Origin of the sequence: Clostridium sp. B9 (assembly GCF_050509515.1) — a bacterium.
Classification (GTDB): domain Bacteria; phylum Bacillota; class Clostridia; order Clostridiales; family Clostridiaceae; genus Sarcina.
Genome location: NZ_JBNWKA010000003.1, coordinates 2,530,317 through 2,547,996 on the forward strand (window position 1 = coordinate 2,530,317; position 17,680 = coordinate 2,547,996).

General features: G+C 29.9%; 11 protein-coding genes. 1 reads left to right on the plus strand and 10 read right to left on the minus strand.

The window, feature by feature from the left end:
* Nucleotides 1-30: 30 nt before the first annotated feature.
* The 3 genes from ACQZHJ_RS11130 to ACQZHJ_RS11140 form a co-directional block, all read right to left on the minus strand.
* Nucleotides 31-2,235 (minus strand): hypothetical protein, encoded by a 2,205-nt coding sequence (locus ACQZHJ_RS11130; RefSeq protein ID WP_430485627.1) that lies wholly within the window; start codon nucleotides 2,233-2,235, stop codon nucleotides 31-33.
* Nucleotides 2,204-4,261, minus strand: coding sequence for a cell surface protein (locus ACQZHJ_RS11135; protein WP_430485628.1), 2,058 nt, complete (start codon nucleotides 4,259-4,261; stop codon nucleotides 2,204-2,206). Before ACQZHJ_RS11135 ends, ACQZHJ_RS11130 begins: the two co-directional genes overlap by 32 nt.
* A 152-nt stretch (nucleotides 4,262-4,413) precedes the next feature.
* The gene (locus ACQZHJ_RS11140; RefSeq protein WP_430485629.1) at nucleotides 4,414-8,169 is read right to left on the minus strand and encodes a DUF7507 domain-containing protein; all 3,756 of its coding nucleotides are present in this window, start codon (nucleotides 8,167-8,169) and stop codon (nucleotides 4,414-4,416) included.
* Between the two features lie 249 nt (nucleotides 8,170-8,418).
* Here ACQZHJ_RS11140 and ACQZHJ_RS11145 point away from each other — a divergent pair, with 249 nt between their 5' ends.
* Nucleotides 8,419-9,756: a DUF2334 domain-containing protein gene (locus ACQZHJ_RS11145; RefSeq protein WP_430485630.1), complete on the plus strand. Its 1,338-nt coding sequence runs from the start codon at nucleotides 8,419-8,421 to the stop codon at nucleotides 9,754-9,756.
* Nucleotides 9,757-9,836: 80 nt separating this feature from the next.
* Here ACQZHJ_RS11145 and ACQZHJ_RS11150 read toward each other — a convergent pair whose 3' ends face one another.
* The 7 genes from ACQZHJ_RS11150 to asrC all read right to left on the minus strand — a co-directional run bounded on the left by ACQZHJ_RS11150 (nucleotide 9,837) and on the right by asrC (nucleotide 17,679).
* Nucleotides 9,837-10,223 carry a zinc ABC transporter ATPase gene (locus ACQZHJ_RS11150; protein ID WP_430485631.1) on the minus strand — a complete coding sequence of 129 codons (387 nt, stop codon included), beginning with the start codon at nucleotides 10,221-10,223 and terminating at the stop codon, nucleotides 9,837-9,839.
* A gap of 187 nt (nucleotides 10,224-10,410) precedes the next feature.
* Nucleotides 10,411-11,355 (minus strand): carbohydrate kinase family protein, encoded by a 945-nt coding sequence (locus ACQZHJ_RS11155; RefSeq protein ID WP_430485632.1) that lies wholly within the window; start codon nucleotides 11,353-11,355, stop codon nucleotides 10,411-10,413.
* A complete protein-coding gene (locus tag ACQZHJ_RS11160; protein ID WP_430485633.1) occupies nucleotides 11,348-12,808 on the minus strand; it encodes a glycoside hydrolase family 32 protein in 1,461 nt (486 codons plus the stop codon). The genes ACQZHJ_RS11155 and ACQZHJ_RS11160 overlap by 8 nt, the downstream gene beginning before the upstream one ends.
* 52 nt (nucleotides 12,809-12,860) lie before the next feature.
* A complete protein-coding gene (locus ACQZHJ_RS11165) occupies nucleotides 12,861-13,862 on the minus strand; it encodes a LacI family DNA-binding transcriptional regulator (protein ID WP_430486890.1) in 1,002 nt (333 codons plus the stop codon).
* Between the two features lie 53 nt (nucleotides 13,863-13,915).
* The gene (locus tag ACQZHJ_RS11170) at nucleotides 13,916-15,268 is read right to left on the minus strand and encodes a sucrose-specific PTS transporter subunit IIBC (RefSeq protein ID WP_430485634.1); all 1,353 of its coding nucleotides are present in this window, start codon (nucleotides 15,266-15,268) and stop codon (nucleotides 13,916-13,918) included.
* Between the two features lie 348 nt (nucleotides 15,269-15,616).
* On the minus strand, nucleotides 15,617-16,243 hold the full coding sequence (locus tag ACQZHJ_RS11175; RefSeq protein WP_430485635.1) for an alpha/beta hydrolase: 627 nt from the start codon (nucleotides 16,241-16,243) through the stop codon (nucleotides 15,617-15,619).
* Between the two features lie 389 nt (nucleotides 16,244-16,632).
* Nucleotides 16,633-17,679 (minus strand): sulfite reductase subunit C, encoded by a 1,047-nt coding sequence (asrC, locus tag ACQZHJ_RS11180; RefSeq protein ID WP_430485636.1) that lies wholly within the window; start codon nucleotides 17,677-17,679, stop codon nucleotides 16,633-16,635.
* Nucleotide 17,680 lies beyond the last annotated feature (1 nt).

Consider the following 17,680-nt stretch of genomic DNA (forward strand, 5'->3'; position numbering starts at 1 on the left):
TTATCTCAAAGAAAGCTTAATATAGTTTAATTAAATCCCACTTTCAATGAGATAAGTTATATTATAAAAAAAGCTTCTATTATCTAACTTACTATAAAATACATCTTCTATTTTGATAACTAAATTTATAAGACAATCATAATTATCTACCTCTGGAACCACAATAAACTCACATGAGCTAACCTCATATTCCAAACTATAAACCGTTTGCTCCTCATCAGTTCCAACATAAGATATTTTTATTAAAAATGTTGTAGTTATCATTAGTTTCTTTCCTGTTAAGCTTTGATTTTCATTAGAAATTCCTATTGGAGAATCTATAACCGTATATTCTTCATCTTTGACTGTAACTTCTACCGAGATTAAAGATTCCATATCATCTGAACCAGATGGAATACTTAATTTACCATCTGCAAATGATTGCTTAAAACTTGTCATTTTTACTTCAACAAGACATTCATTGCTATCTACAGCTCTATTAACAACCTCACTACTAGACAAGGTTATATCATATGTTAGAGATGCAGAATTATTAAATTCTAATGAGCATGGTAAGGAAATTATCTTTCCTTTAAAAGACAAGCTTTTATTTTTTCTTGCTCCAATACTACCAATTTTAACTCCATTTACCAAATCATTAGCAGTAACATTATTAGAAACAGCTCCTCTAAATGACCCCTCAACAAATTCTACTCCCTCTGGAAGAATATCAAAAAATATAAGATTATTTATCTCTATATCAGACATATTTCTGATTGTAAAATTATAGCTTATAACATATCCTAATGTTACCTCTTCAGGTGTACATATTTTTTCTATAGAAACTGGATTCACCAGAACTTGTACTTCATTAGATTCAGATTCCTTGTCTACTGGTGGTTTAACTGGATCAACTGTATAGTTATAAGTTACTATTGCTTTATTAGTTATGGGATTTGGGCTTGGAATTTCTTCAACTAAAAGTCTATATGATATTATTATTGTTTCACCTGGTGCTACTGAATTTGTCAAAACTATTCCACTATTTAAATCCCCAGTATAAGGTACATTTACATTTAATGATCCATCTACCAAACTAGTTCCATTTCTTACTGGGTCGATTATAACAATATTTTCTGCATCTACACTGCCTGTATTTGTAAAGCTTATTGTATACTCTATTTCCTCTCCTACTTCAACTATATCATCTGGATTTGCTCCCTTTACTGGCGGATCTATAATTGCACTACTTACCTCTGTAGTTGTTGTATTTGTATCTATACTAGTACTTACTGGTGGAGCATTTGGATCAACGATATAATCATAGTTAACTGTAGCTGTATTTTCAAAAGGATTGGGGTTTGGAATTGACTCTACTAATAAGTCATAACTTATTAGTATACTTTCTCCTGGTGCTACTGGATTTGTTAAAACTACTCCACTTACTAAATTTCCTGTATAAGGAACACTTACATTTAGAGATCCTGATACAAGACTGGTTCCATTTGGGATAGAATCTGTAATTTCAACATTTATGGCGTCTTGATTTCCAGTGTTAGTAAAACTAATTGTATGAGTCACAGTATCACCTATATCTGCGTATATGGCACTTGTTGATTTTGTTGGATTAATCGAAACACTATTTACTAATGTTGTTACTGTATTAGTATCTATACTTCCACTAATAGAACCTCCATCCGGATCTACTGTGTAATCATAATCTATTGTAGCTGTATTTGGTATTGGATTTGGATTTGGAATTGTGTTCACTATTACTCTGAAGCTTAAAGTTATAAGTTGTCCTGGTAATACTGAATTTATTAAATTTATAGTACTTGTAGGATCTCCTGTTGATGGAACATTTACACTTAATGAACCAATCACATAACTTGTGCCATTTGGTATTGGATCTGTAATAACCACATTATTTGCATTTACATTTCCTCTGTTCCTGAAACTTATTGTATAAGTTATCTCGTCTCCTATTGCAGCAAAATTTAAGTCTACTGATTTATTTGGAAAAATAATTACAGTATTAACTTGTGTAAAAACTGTATTTGTATCTATATTTGATACTTCCGGTGGATTGGCTAGGTCAACTATATATTCATAATTCAAGTTTGCTGTATTTGGTATTGGATTTGGAGTAGGAATCTGCGTTACTAGTACTCTAAAACTTAAATTTACTGTTTCTCCTGGTGCTACTGGATTGGTCAAACTTATACTACTTACAGGATCCTCCTGTAAAGGAAACATTACTAATTAATGAACCTGAAACATATACTGTTTCACTTGGAATAGGATCTATAATTTCAATATTCTCAGCATCTACATTTCCCGTATTAGTAAAGCTTATTGTATAAGTTACCTCTTCTCCTACATCAGCATAATCTTTATTAACTCCCTTTACTGGAATTAAAGTCGCATTATTCACTTGTGTTAATACTGTATTAGTATCAACATTTACTTCAACTTGAGGATTTAATGGATCTACTGTATATTCATAGTTTAAGTTTCCTGTATTTGGTATTGGATTTGGATTAGGCAAAGTATCTATTCTCACTCTAAAGCTTATATTAACCGTTTCTCCTGGTGCTACTGGATTCACTAGATTCACTGTACTTGTTGGATCTCCAGTAACTATTACATTAGAAGTTAAACTTCCAGCTACGTAACTTGTACCACTCGGTACTGAATCTGTTAATACTACGTTTTCTGCATCCACATTTCCTGTATTAGCAAAACTTATTGTATAGGTTAACTCATCACCAATATCTGCAATGAATAAATCTACATTTTTTGTTGGATTTAATTCTGCATGATTTACTAACAATGATACTATATTCGTATTTTGATTAAATTGATTAGGTATTCCACCAGTAATTGGTGTATATTCATAAGTCATATTAGCTGTATTATCTGTTGGATTAGGTACTGGTATTGAATCCACCCTAGCATCAAAAGTTATTATGGTAGTATTTAATCCTTGTATATCTGGAACTGAAAAACCAACATTAGGATCTAATGCAGGATTTATTACTCCATTTACTGTCACCGTTCCAGCCTCAAAAGTTAATCCATTTGGTACGATATCTTGAAAGGTTACATTAGTTAAATCATTCTCACAATCATTTTCTAATGTTACTGTGTAAGTTACTATTTCTCCTATATCTGCAATATTTTTATTTATGCTTTTAATAGGAGTAAATGTCGGAATATCTACTTCCCTAAATGCAATATCATCTATAGCATAATCATTACCTGTAGCCGCTGGTCCTTCACTTGTAAATCTTACAGTTAATTGGCTATTTCCCTGAGAATTTAAAGCTGTCCCTATCTCTTTCCACTCAGGCGCTAAAATCGATGCTGGTATAGCACTACCTAAAGTTTGCTGATAAAGAACTCCTCCACCTTGATCTAATATTTCTACACCTAATTTTGGCTCAGCAAAACCATTTCTTCTTATTAAGTTTAAAATCCATGCTGAAAAAAGATAATTTGTGTTTGGCATTACATTTATTGTTTCTTGAAAAAATACTGCTCCTGGATTAGAACCTCCTATAGCTTGAAATCTTCCAGTTTCATCTCCAGCAGTATGGTCTGCAATTCTCCACCATGTATTACTTGCATTTATAGCCATCAGGCCTGAAATATTTTGAATAGTATAGGTTCCATCTATAGGTCTTGTAGCAGGTGGTAATGGTGTTATATATGAAAATCCTGAAGCTATCCCTGGATATGGATCAACCGCTGGTGCTGTGTTTATAGTGCTACCAGCAGGTTCAGTCCCATATGTCCCATTGTCAGCTGCTGTAATTAAATTGGTAGGGTTAATTGTTGTGCATGGATCTAGAATTTCTCCTATATCTGTATAAATAACTGGTCCATCTAAAAAATTTTGATTACTTATATCAGCTCCAGCAACTGTTATAAACAAAGTATTAGGACTTAATGAATCTATATCTGTTGCTCCTGGAGGAGGATTAATTGCTGATGTAATTGGTGGATCTTCTCCTATTGGTACTACTCCTACAATGGCACCTGAAAAATCTCCTGGTGTTGGTATCCCACCTAAAGTTCCATAAGCTTCAACTATTCTATAAATTCCATTTGGTACATTTGTAAAAGTATAGTTTCCACTAAAATCAGTTAAAACTACTAACCTATTACCTGTATTAACATCCTGTAAAACTACTGGTATATTTTCAAGGCCAGTATCTCCAAAATCAATTGAAGCTGATCTATTGGCATCAAAAACTACTCTTCCTGATACATTTGGCATTAATTCCCCCCCTTTTAAATTCAGTATGCTATTCCATATAAATATACTATTCTCTAACCAATTGCTTTGATATTTATTAATATTTATTTGCAAATAAAAAGAGCTTAAAACCCTCTAATAAAATTTCAAGCTCCCATATATCTAATAACTATTTATATTCCACTTTCTAACAAATAAGCTATATTAAAAAATACTTTTCTTTCATCTAAGTTTTTAAAATAAATATCTTCTATTCTTATATTCGGATTAAGTTCTCCTAACAACCTCTCTAATTTAGGAATAACTATATTAGTACATATTACAATTTCATAATGGACACTATGAACTGATTGTTCTTCTAAGGCAACATATATAACCTTAATGCATACTTTTAAATTTATATCAACTTTTTTTCCTGTTAAAAATTGATTTCCAACTGATATACCCTCTGGTGAATCAAACATCTCATATTTATATTCTAAAATATCAACTTCAGCATCTAAAACTCTTTCTATATTAGGCTTTCCTTCTGGTATCTCTAATAATCCATTTATGAAATCTTGCTTAAAACTCATCCTTTCAAAATCAACAGTACATTCATTGCTTATAGATGTAGAATTCACTGTTGTGCCTATTATGAATTCTCCATTAAATGTTACTATTCCTTGATTTTCAAAATCTAAAGGACATGGTATTCCAACTACTCTTACCTGAAAAGATATTATTTTAACCTCTCCAGCACTTATTGTTCCAATATTAACACCACTTACTAAATGACTTGCCTTAACATTTTGAATTACTGCCCCATTAAAAGAGTTCTCTATAAATTCTAATCCTAAAGGTAAATCATCAAAAAACCTTACATTTGTTATATCTATAGAAAAAGTATTTGCTATTTCAAATCTATAAGTTATTGTATCACCTAAAGTAACTTCTTTTGGCTCACACATTTTAACTATGGACACCGGATTAACTAAAACCTCAACAGTATTTGAATCTTTACTTTCATCAACTGGATTTTCATTAGGATCTGACAAATATTGAAAAGTCACATTTGCAGTATTAGGTATAGGATTTGGATTCGGTACTTCTTCTATTAACAATTTATATGTTATTACTACTGTTTCTCCAACACTTAATGGATTAGTTAATTTTATTCCTGTATTTAAATTACCTGTATAAGGAACATTCACTTCCAATGAATCTTCTACAAAACTTGCCCCATTGGGAGTTTGGTCTGTTATCACTACATTTTCTATCTCTACATTTCCTATGTTAGTAAATGTTATGCTATATTCAACTTCATCACCAACTTGAAGAATATCACCAGCATTACTTTCTTTAAAAGGAGTAGATATATCTCCATTTATAATTTCTGTAGTAGTTGTATTACTATCAATACTTTTATCTATAGGCTCTTCATTTGGATCAACACTATATTCGTAATTTATAGTTGCTGTATTGGGTATTGGATTTGGATTAGGGATTTCTTCCACAAGTAAACTATAAGTTATTATTACTGTTTCTCCTGGCGCTAATGGATTAGTTAAACTTATTCCACTTACTAAATTTCCTGTATAGGGAACATCTACACTTAATGAACCAGAAACTAAACTTGTTCCATTTGGTATTGGATCTATTATTACCACATTCTCTGCATCTACATTCCCTGTATTTGTAAAAGTTATTATATTGTTTATTTCATCTCCAACTAATGCATATGATTTATCATTGTTTTTTTGCAGCAATATATTGGCATTATTAACCTCTGTAGTTGTAGTGTTTGTATCTATACTATTAGTAGTCGGTGGTTCATTGGGATTAACACTATACTCATAATCTATAGTTGCTGTATTTGGTATTGGATTTGGATTAGGGATTTCTTCCACAAGTAAACTATAAGTTATTATTACTGCTTCTCCTGGTGCTAATGAGTTAGCTAAATTTATTCCAGTATCTAAATCTCCTGTATAAGGAACATTTACATTCAATGAACCAGAAACCAAACTTGTTCCATTTGATATCGGATCTGTTATTACTACATTTTCTGCATCTACATTCCCTGTATTTGTAAAAGTTATTGTATTTGCTATTTCATCTCCTATATCTGCGTAAAATTTATTGTTGCTTTTTTGTGGATTTATCACAGCACTATTTACCTGAGTTGTTACTTCATTGGTATCTTCACTTCTAACTTCTGGTGTTTCCGCTGGATTTAGAATATATTCATAATCTATAGTTGCTATGTTTGATATTGGATTTGGATTCGGTATTGAATCAATATATATATTAAATGTTAAAGTTACAGTTTCTCCCGGATTTACTGGATTAGTTAAATTTATACTACTAGTCGGATCACCACTTGATGGTACACTAACATTTAAAGAGCCTGGCACATAACTAGTTCCATTTGGTACTGCATCTATTATTACTACATTTTCTGCATCTACATTCCCAGTGTTTGTAAAACTAATCGTATATGTTATTTCATCCCCTATATCTGCAAAATCTGTATTTACTGATTTTACTGGACTCAATCTTGCATCATTCACTATGGTATCTACTGTATTTGTATTTTGAGTATCAGTTATTGGTGCTGTTCCTGGAGTAGATATAAATGAGAAGTCAACAGATGCTGAATTACTTATTATTCCAGTTTGACCTGCTACTACTTGGAATGTCATTATTATATTTTCTCCAACAGCCACATCTCCTATAGATATACCACTCTGAGGATTTTCTCCTACTCTTTGTACTCCATTAATAAAAACAGAGTCTTGTACAAAGGTACTTCCTGTTGGAATTATATCAGTTATTACCACATTATTTGCATCAACTAATCCTGTATTAGTAAACTGAATTGTATAACTAATAGTATCTACCAAATTAGCATAATCCTTGTCAACTAGTTTTAGTGGTATTATATCTGCAGATTGAACATCTATTTGTAAATTATAAACATTATAACCATAGGTAGCATTAGCTCCATTGCTTATAGACCTTGTAACAAAAGAAGTTTGAGAATTACTAAGGCTTGAAGATATATCAAAAGTCGCTATGTCGATATGAAATCTTGCATCTGGAAAAGCTGTAGATGTTACAGGATCATTGTTATTATTTCCAAATGTCCCTGTTGTGTCTATAATAGCACCTGTTTGAGTGTCTGATATAATTCCAAACATGAGACCATTAGGTGGAAGAGGTGGTCTTGTTAACTGAAGATTTAAATTTGATGTATCAGGACCAACAAATACATCTACATTATCAACTCTAAATCCATCTCCTCTTTGAGTACCCATAAATAACTTTCCTGTCACAGAACCTGTAGATGGCGTTGAAAACCCTGATATAGTAAAATCTAAAATATTTAAAATAGGTATATTTTCATCACCAGTGTTTATTTGGAATAATCTATATGGTTCATTAGAATCTCTAACTACAACGCTTAACCACCATCCCATAGCATTGGCTGCAATCTCATATCCTGTTGCTCCTGCTACTCTTCCAACTATATAATCTCCACTTCCACCAGCTTGCACTAAAGAAGTAACATCTGCACTCCTAACATATATTGTTCCTGAATCTGATTCTGTAATATCAGGATAAACAACTGTTGGCGCTACTGGAGTTATAAAAGTTATTGGATCATCTTTAAATGGATCCGTTGCTGGATTTAACACAGATGTCCAAGTAAGCTCTGCTCTTTCAACTGTACTTCCCACTGGCAATCTTAAATTAGCCATTGATGAATTTAAAGTCCAATCTAAGGTTGTACCTGGAGGACTGGTGCCAGCCTGAAGTGATGTATCTGTGCTTATAAATGGTTCACCCTGCAAAGTATTACCTGGTGGTCTATATAACATTAGTGTGTTTCCAGTTAATATTGTACTTCCTTTCAGTATATCTATATATCTTTCTATTAAAGCCATAATAACCTCCTTTCTTATAAAATAAATTATCTTAATTATATAATACTCAACTATTCTTTTAAGGTTTCTAAATCATAAGCAATCATAATTAGCTTAATAAAATAAAAATATTACAAAAACCTCAGTTTATTTACATTATTTTAACCTTTTTGTTAATAAATCACTTTTTGTGTCAAATATTATTATAACTGTATACTTTTTTCTTAAGTATATAAAACCATATTTTATAAATTGAAAGAGAGGACTAATATGAAAAAATTAATTACCTCACTAGCACTACTTTTATCAATGATATTTTTAGTTGGCTGTGGAACAAGTTCTGAATCTAATGGAATTTTATCTGTTTTAGGACTAGAAAAATTTAATGGTTTAGACAAGCCTGAGGATAAAATAACTATAAACTTAAACGGAAAGGTTCAAAATTTAGAATTACCTATATACTTAGATAATAATAGATATCTTCTTCCAATTAGTGAAATTATAAAAAATAATGATGGTAAATTTGAGCTTGAAAAAGATAAGTTAACTATTAATTTTCTTAATAAAAAAATAGAAGTTAATTTAAATGATAATACTTGGATAGACACTTCAAATTCTAATAACAAAGAACCAAATAAATTCAAAGTAAATCCAATAGTTCAAGATGGCGTTGTTTATATGTCTATTATTGATATGGTAAATATGTTTGATTTAAAAACTAGATGGATAAATGAGGACAAGCTTATCAAACTATATACTAATAGAGATATGAATGATATCAAAGCTTATACTGGTAAAGGAAAGCAAAAAGGAATCCTAAGATTCGAAGATGTAAAAGCAACCGGTACTGGTTCTGAATATGACTCACAATATCTTGAAACAATAAGAGTTATGGGAAGATATTTAGGCAAGAAGAATGTTCCTTACCATATAGCTTGGATTCCAAGATACATTGATCCCCCAAAAAATATAGATAATGATCCTTCTAAAGTCAATAGTTTTGCTAATGCTGAACTTGTTTATACTTTAGACTTTGCATCTACTCATAATGGAAAAATTGGTCTTCATGGCTATACTCATCAAACTGGTGATGAAAGAAGTGGTAGTGGATTTGAATTTGGTAAATATAATCCTACTGTTGAAGATTTAAACACTAGAGTTGATAGTGCAATTAAAGTAGCTAATGACTTAAATATTCCTATAAGCTTCTTTGAAGCTCCTCACTATACTATATATAAAGAGCAAAATGAAGCCTTAGAAAAAACCTTTAAATATATTTTCAATGACTATGATCAACATAATCCACCTTCTCACCCAATGAAATCACCAACAGGTAGTGGAAGTTATTATATTCCTACTCCCCTTTATTATGTTGAAGGCGGAAAAACTAATGAAATGGTAAATAAAATACTTAATATGTCTGACTCTACTTTTGGAGGTATGTTCTACCATCCATTCTTAGAGATGAATTTAATAGACTTTACAGAAGATGAAGATGGTTACCCTGAAACTAAATATAAAAAGAATTCTTCTCTTCATCAAATAATTGATGCTTTTGAAAAAAGAAACATAACTCTAATACCAATAGAAAATGTTTCTCAGAATTAATTTAAAATAAATTTCCAAATAAAAACTGGCTATGTTTTAGTATTAAATTACTTTAAACATAGCCTTTATTATTAAGATTATTACTTTGAATAATCCCACACTCTAAAAAACATTCCTACAAAGAAAAGAATTAAAAACATTATTTTAAACAAATAAAATCCTCCTCTTAATCCATGGAATCCTATTATCAAACACACTAATATAATTAATATTGATACCGATTGATTGAATATACTTTTAGAATTAATAATTATATTTACACTAATAAATATGGAAAGTAAAAGCCAAAGTAACCCTATTATCATGAGAATTATTAAAGCTATTACCTTTATAGAATCTTTTTCTATTCCCAAAATAAATTCACATCTTAACTCTGTTGTATGTAAAAAAATCAGATTAGCCATAAAAGCAATTATTATAGCTAAAAAAGTCTTATCATCATATGATAAATTCTTAAACTTTTTCAAGATTTTCCTCCTAATAATATATTTTTACTTAACTATATTCCTGTAAAACTTTATTAATTCTATATAAAATAAAATTTCTTGCTAAAACAATATTTTCACCATATATTCACTTAATATATTTTAACTATTCTCAATATATATCTAAAAAACAAGCATATGATTTTAAATATGCTTGTCTTAATATATATTAAATATTATTTAGTTCTTTTTCAGTTGGAATAGCATCAATAGCACCATAATTTGTACAAGTTATTGCCCCAACTTTATTTCCATATGAAATAATCTCTTTCCAAGTATCAAAAGTTATCTCATCCTTATTTTCTAACTCACTTACCTTTTTTAATACAGCCCCAACAAAGGCATCTCCTGCTCCTGTTGAATCTACTTGAGTTATTTTTATTGAAGGTACAACCTCCATTTTATCTCCATTACTTAATAAAGTTCCTTCTCCACCTAAAGTAACAGAAACTATTTTTGCTCCTAATTCATGAAGTCTATTAATCCCTTCTCTTAAGTGCTCTTCCCCAGTAATTATCTTTATCTCTTCATCACTTAACTTTAAAAAGTCACTTAGTCTTATAAACTTTTTACAATCTTCTATAAATTGTCCTAGCTTTTCATCTTTTATAAGCATATCTCTATAGTTAGGATCAAATGAAATAAAGTTTCCATTTTCTTTTCCATACTCTAAAAGTTTAAAGTAAGTATTTTTTAATTCACCATCTAAGAATCCTGTTGCTGAACCAAAATGAATAATATCACTTTTGCTTATTTTATCTAAATCTATATTAGAAAAAGCATAGTCTCCATCGCTACCTCTATGGAATTCAAAATCTCTTTCTCCATCTTTATCTATTGCAACAAAGGCTAAAGTTGTGTATCCTTCCATTTTTGTCATTTCAGTATTTATGCCCAATTCTTTTAACATATCTACTAAAAATTTCCCAAAGGAATCATTGCCTACTTGTCCTAAAAAATAAGATTCTCCTCCAAGTTTGCAAACAGCAGCACCTACATTAGCTGGTGCTCCTCCTGCCTTTTTCTCAAAGTTAGTTCCTTTCTTTAATCCATCACCAATATCTTTTCCAATAAAATCTATTAATAATTCACCTATACAAAATACATTATTCACAATAACTCACCTCATTCATATTCCAAACTTCTAATGACTTTATTATTATTTCTCTCTCTGAACTTAAACTTACTCCAAAACTATTCTTTTCTGGATAAGCTCTTATAGAAGCTACCTCTTCTCCATCATTAAAATAAATTTCTATTGCTGATTTATCAACAAACATATTTATTTTTAAGCTTCCATTTTTACATCCTATTTTAAACTTTCTTTTATCTTTTGCTCCATATTTCATTAAACTTCTATCTATAACACACACTTCTTCTTTAGAATCATAAGTTAAAGATATGTTCTCTTCTTCACTTTGCATAAATTTCAACTGAAACTTTGAATATTCTAAAGGATTAAACTCTAATTTTAACTCATAAGAATTTTCTTTTATCTCATCTAACTCCATGGATTTAGTAATTAAATCTTTTTTATTAACTAACTTTTCTCCCCTAAGAGACTCTATTTCTTTTATAGGATTCTGATAAATAACTCCTTCTTTAAAAGTTAGTTCTCTAGGCATAGTTAGAGAATGAATCCATCCATCATCTTTACTCTTATGATACTCTTCTCCCTCTGGAACACCCATCCAACCAATCATTAAGGTTCTATCTTTTTCATCCTTAAATACTTGAGGAGCATAGAAATCAAATCCCTTATCTAACTCTTTAAATTCACTATGATTTTCTAGTTCTAAAGTTTCATAATTTAAATTTCCAAATATATAACCTGATTGATACAGATTTTGATATTTAAACTCTTCTGATTTAAGACCTTGAGGTGAAAATATTAAAACATCAGTTCCATTTAAATTAAATAATGAAGGACACTCCCACATAAATCCAAAATCATCATAATTAGTTTTTAACTCTCCTTTAAGCTCCCATTTTTCTAAGTTATCTGACTTATAAATTATAGCTCTTCCTTTTAAATCTTCTCTTTGAATTCCAAGAATCATATAATACTTATTATCTTCTTCAAAAATATATGGATCCCTAAAATGAGCTGTATAACCCTTAGGTAGCTTATCTATAACTGTTCCAAACTTTCTCACTTCTCCATCTTCTACTTTTGCCATGCATTGGTAAGAAATTCTTTCACCTAAATCGCCCTTAACATTTCCTGTATAAAATAGATTTATCTCCCCATCTTTAATAAAAGCTCCTCCAGAATAACATCCATTCTTATCGTAATATTCTTCTGGAGCTATTGCCATTTTAGGAATAGAGAAATTCTTAAAGTCTTTAGTCTTTACATAGCCCCAATGTTTATACTTATGTTCACAGCTATAAGGATTCCATTGAAAGAATATATAGTATTCTCCATTATACTGGCACAAACCATTTGGATCATTTATAAGTCCAAATGGAGCTTCAAAATGAAAATTATTTCTCCACCTTAATTTTTCATGATTATAAAATTCTTTAGATTTTTTATTTATATCCTCTTTATTTAAAAACTTCATTTATTCCAACCTTCCTCTCTTAAATTAGTGAAATAAATGACTCCTTAAAATCTTATACTTTCTTAACACTTTCTCTGATTATAAGTTCTAATGGAATTTCACAAGTGTTTGTTACTTCTTCTCCATTTATTAAGCTCAGAATCTCATGTGCCATTTCTTCACCAAATAAATTGTAATCAATCTTAACTGTGGTTAATGAAGGGTATGTTATTGCTCCAACATCATACCCTCCAAAGGATCCTATTGAAATATCTTCAGGTATTCTTTTTCCACTTTCAAATAAAGCTCTCATAAGCCCTAAAGCAATATTATCAGTTGAACATATAACAACTGAAGGATTATATTTTAAAACATCAGCTCCTAACTCATAAGCTTTATTAAATGAGAAATCAGTTTCAACAAAATTAATGTTATACTCTTCTCCTTTAAACACTTCTAAAAATCCTAATTTTCTATCTAAACCAACAGCTTTATCTCTTTCACTTACTCCTAAATAAACTATATCTTTATGTCCCTGAGCTTTTATGTATTCTCCAAGAGTCTTTCCTATTTTCTTATCATCTAATGCTATATGATTTACATATTCATTTCTTTGACCTGAAAATAGAACTGGAATAGGCAATTTATTTGCTAGCTTAACATGTTCCTTTGCAACTTCAAAAGACATGATTATAATTCCATCTACTCCTTGATTGTATAGCTTATTTATTTGTTCTAATTCTTTTTCTCTATTTAACTCACTCGTTAATATAATTCCTTGATAGCCATGTTCCTCTAGCTTTCTGTTTATACCATTTAATGTTTTCCCAGCTGTAAAGGAATCTATTCTTGGAACTATAATACCTATTAATTTACTTTTTTTAGACTTCAACCTCTTTGCAAAGAAGTTTGTTTCAAAACCTGTTTTTTCTATAGCTTCTTTTATCTTTTCTGTATTTTCACTACTTACATAGCCACCATTTAGATATCTTGAAACAGTACTTTTAGATACTCCTACCATATTGGCTATGTCTTGTATTGTTACCTTCATCCTTGTCCTCCTAAATAAAGATATAAATCTTTTATATACTTAAATTATATCATTACTTATGAGATATTAACCATATTTTACTCTTCAGGCTTAAAGAATAAGTAAGTTAGTGCAAAAGCAACTCCAAAGCCTATAGCAATAGTTATAAAGTATGTTCCTAATCCAGTAGTTACATAAAGTAAAGTACCTGGAATAGCTGTGATTCCCATACCAGTTCCAGCTAAGTGCATTATAGATGCAAACATCCCTGATGCTGCTCCACCTATACAAGCAAATATAAATGGTTTTATAAATCTTAAGTTAACTCCAAATATTGCAGCTTCTGTAATACCTAAAAATGCTGGTATTGCTGATGAAATATATAATGAACGTTTTTTCTTATCTCTTGTCTTAAATCCTACTGCTAAAGCTGCTGCTCCTTGAGCCACTATAGCTCCTGTTATTACTGCATTGAAAGGATTTAATCCTGTGCTTGAAATTAATTCAACTTCTAGCGCATTAAATATATGATGCACTCCAGTCACAACTATAACTTGGTGAACTCCACCTATAATTGCTCCACCTATTCCTAATGGTAACCCTAAGAACATTTTAAATAACTCTAATATATAGACTTCACTTGTATGCATTATTGGACCAACTACAAGTAATCCAAGAATCATTGATACTAATAAAGTTAAAAATGGTGTAAATATTAAATCTAATACATCTGGCATAAACTTTCTTATTAATTTTTCAAGTTTAGCAGCTATTATACCTAAAACTAAAGCAGGAAGTACTGAACCTTGATATCCAACTATAGGAATGCTTAATCCTAATAAAGAAATATACATTGGATCTGCTCCACCAGCTACTTGCCAAGCATTTGGAAGTTGTGGTGCTACTAACATAAGTCCTAATACTATACCAACTACCGGTGTTCCACCAAATTTTTTCATTGTTGACCAAGCAACTAAAGCTGGTAAAAATATAAATGCCGTATCAGTTAAAACCTGTGATAATGTATCAAAAGTTGGACTGAATTGAACTCCTAAATTACTTAGTAATCCTCTTAGTCCCATAAATAATCCTGTTGCAACTAATACAGGTATTATAGGCACAAATATATCTCCTAAAGTACGTGAAATTTTCTGAGGAAGTGTCATATCACTATATGCATCTTCTTTTACATTTCCAGACTCTACACCTTCGCCATTCATAGCAGCATAAACCTTATTAACAAAGCCTGTCCCTAAAATGATTTGGTATTGTGCTGCTGCAAAGAATTGTCCTCTCACGCCCTCAATATTTTCAATTGCTTTTTCATCAATTAAACTTTTATCTTTTACTATAAGTCTTAATCTAGTTGCACAATGTTCCATAGATTTTATATTTTCTCTTCCACCAATATGTTTTAATATCTCTTTTGCAACTACTTGCTCTTTACTCATTGTATTTCCTCCTAATCTCAAATGATATCCTTTTCTTTTGATTATATGGTATCAGTTCCACGCACAAGGTGTCAATATTTATTTTCTTACTAATAGAGATTTTATTTTAATAATTATTCATTAAAACCATGATATTACTGATATTTTTTTAAAAAATAACCTAAAATAATAAATTTATTACCATTTATTAAAACCCTTTACAAAGAGTTTTATAATATTGGTTTCATATATTTTTATGCAATTTTTAAAACAGAAGTATTTTAAAAATTCAATATTTACTAAAAACAAATAAAAAAAAGAGCGTAGTATTAAACTCATTAACACTACACACTCTTTATTTTCTCTCAATTATTTAACTATATAATTATACTCAACCTCTAAAGTCTCTTTTAAAGCACTTACTGTCCCCATGATATTGTTTTTAATATCAAGAGCATGATTAGCTCCACTTATTATAAAGCTTTCTAAATCATTTCTTTCTTCTATTTTATTTCTATTTCCAATAGATAATAATGGATCTTCATCTCCAGTAACAACTAAAGAGTTGCTTTCTAATCCAAATTCATTTAATGTCTTATCTATTGGACTTATATATATATTACTAACCTTTTTAAATCTATTTTCCAAATCTTTATTAACAAAATGTTGTACACTTGTTCCTATACTTTTTCCTATTATTAAAAGTTCATCATACTCTTTATTTAAAGCATTATCTATAACTTCTAATGTCTCAGAAACCATAATGCTAAACTCTTTTTCAACATCAAACTTACTTCTATTTATTTGATAACCATACTCTATTTCTAAAACATCATATCCTAATTCTTCAGCCAATTGTTTTGAATAATCTAAGTATGATCTATCTAAATAATATCCTATTCCAGGTAGTACTATACACAACTTATTTGACCCTAAATCTGTAAACCTAGGATTTAATTCAACACCCCAATATGATTTTATTATTTTTTTATCCATAATAAAAAACCTCCTTTACATCACTTATAACCTTTAAATCTGTCCTAAAAAGTGATATTAATTATAAAATCTCACTGCTTAGGACAAATAAAAATCAATTAAGTTTATGCATTTAAATTATTTATAAAAACTTTATAATAATTATAAAATATATTTGTTTAATCAATCAAAATAATCAATAATTAATATTTAATATTATACCTTCAATTATTGACAATGTAATAATAAGCAAATAAATTTTGAGTAATACTTATTATTTTTTTCTTACTTATTTTTTCACTTTAAAATAAATTACATAGACTTAGAAACCTAAATCTATGTAATTTTATATTTATAACTAAACTAAATTTGAAAATGGCTTTATTTTAATATTTTATTTTAAGAATAACCTATCTTAAAGGTCTATTTGATTCAATTGTTTTATGCATTTTAATAGGCTTAACATTGAAATTTGATCTATACTCTGTTTCTGCCCAGAATATATTATCTGCTACTAAAGCCTCTGGATTTAATTCAACTCCATCTAAAATTATTTCTTTAAATTTATGGTATCCAGCTCTATCTATTAAATGGCCTCCATGTAGATACTCAGGTTTATAATCTAAAGCCCAAGCAGAGAATTTTTGCCAATTACCAAATATACCTAGCACAACTTCTTCAGTTGCAAAATTTATAAAGGTCTTACCCATTCTAGGTGTTTGCTTACCAGTTCTTCCACCTATAACTATTCTATAAAATTTTTGTGGTTTTCTTGTCCAAGCACTTGCAGGACATGCTAATACACATTCTCCGCAACCAACACAGCAGCATATATCTTTGTCAACTAATCCTTTTTCATTTAAGCTTAATACTCTTGTAGCATGGTGTTCACAAGCCCTAACGCAAGCTCCACATCCTATACATCTTTCTGGATGATATTCCATCCTTGCTTGTCCTATTACACCAAAATCTTGAAAATGACCTTTAGCACAGTCATTAGGACAACCAGCTACAGAAACCTTTATGTGATAATGTGATGGAAAAACTAATTTCTCTATCTTATTAGCCATATCCTTAGTATCAATATTACCTTTTATACAATGAGAATTACCAATGCAAGCCATTACATTTCTAGCCCCTATAGTTGGGTAACCATTCTCATTTATCTCCATTTCACAATTACATCTATCTACTTCAACTTCTTTTAGATAATTTTCTATAAATTTATTCACTTCTGGTATGCTTTCATATTTAATTCCTGGAATATTAAAAGTTTGTCTCATACCAACATGAAATGTTCCATTTCCCCAAGTCTCTGCTATTTCTTGTACTTGTGATAAATATTTAGCATTTACAATTCCTCCTGGTATACGCATTTGAAGCATAAATTCACCAGGAACCTTTGATTGACGAAAACAATTTATTCTAACTTTTTTAATATCTATATCATGATTCATA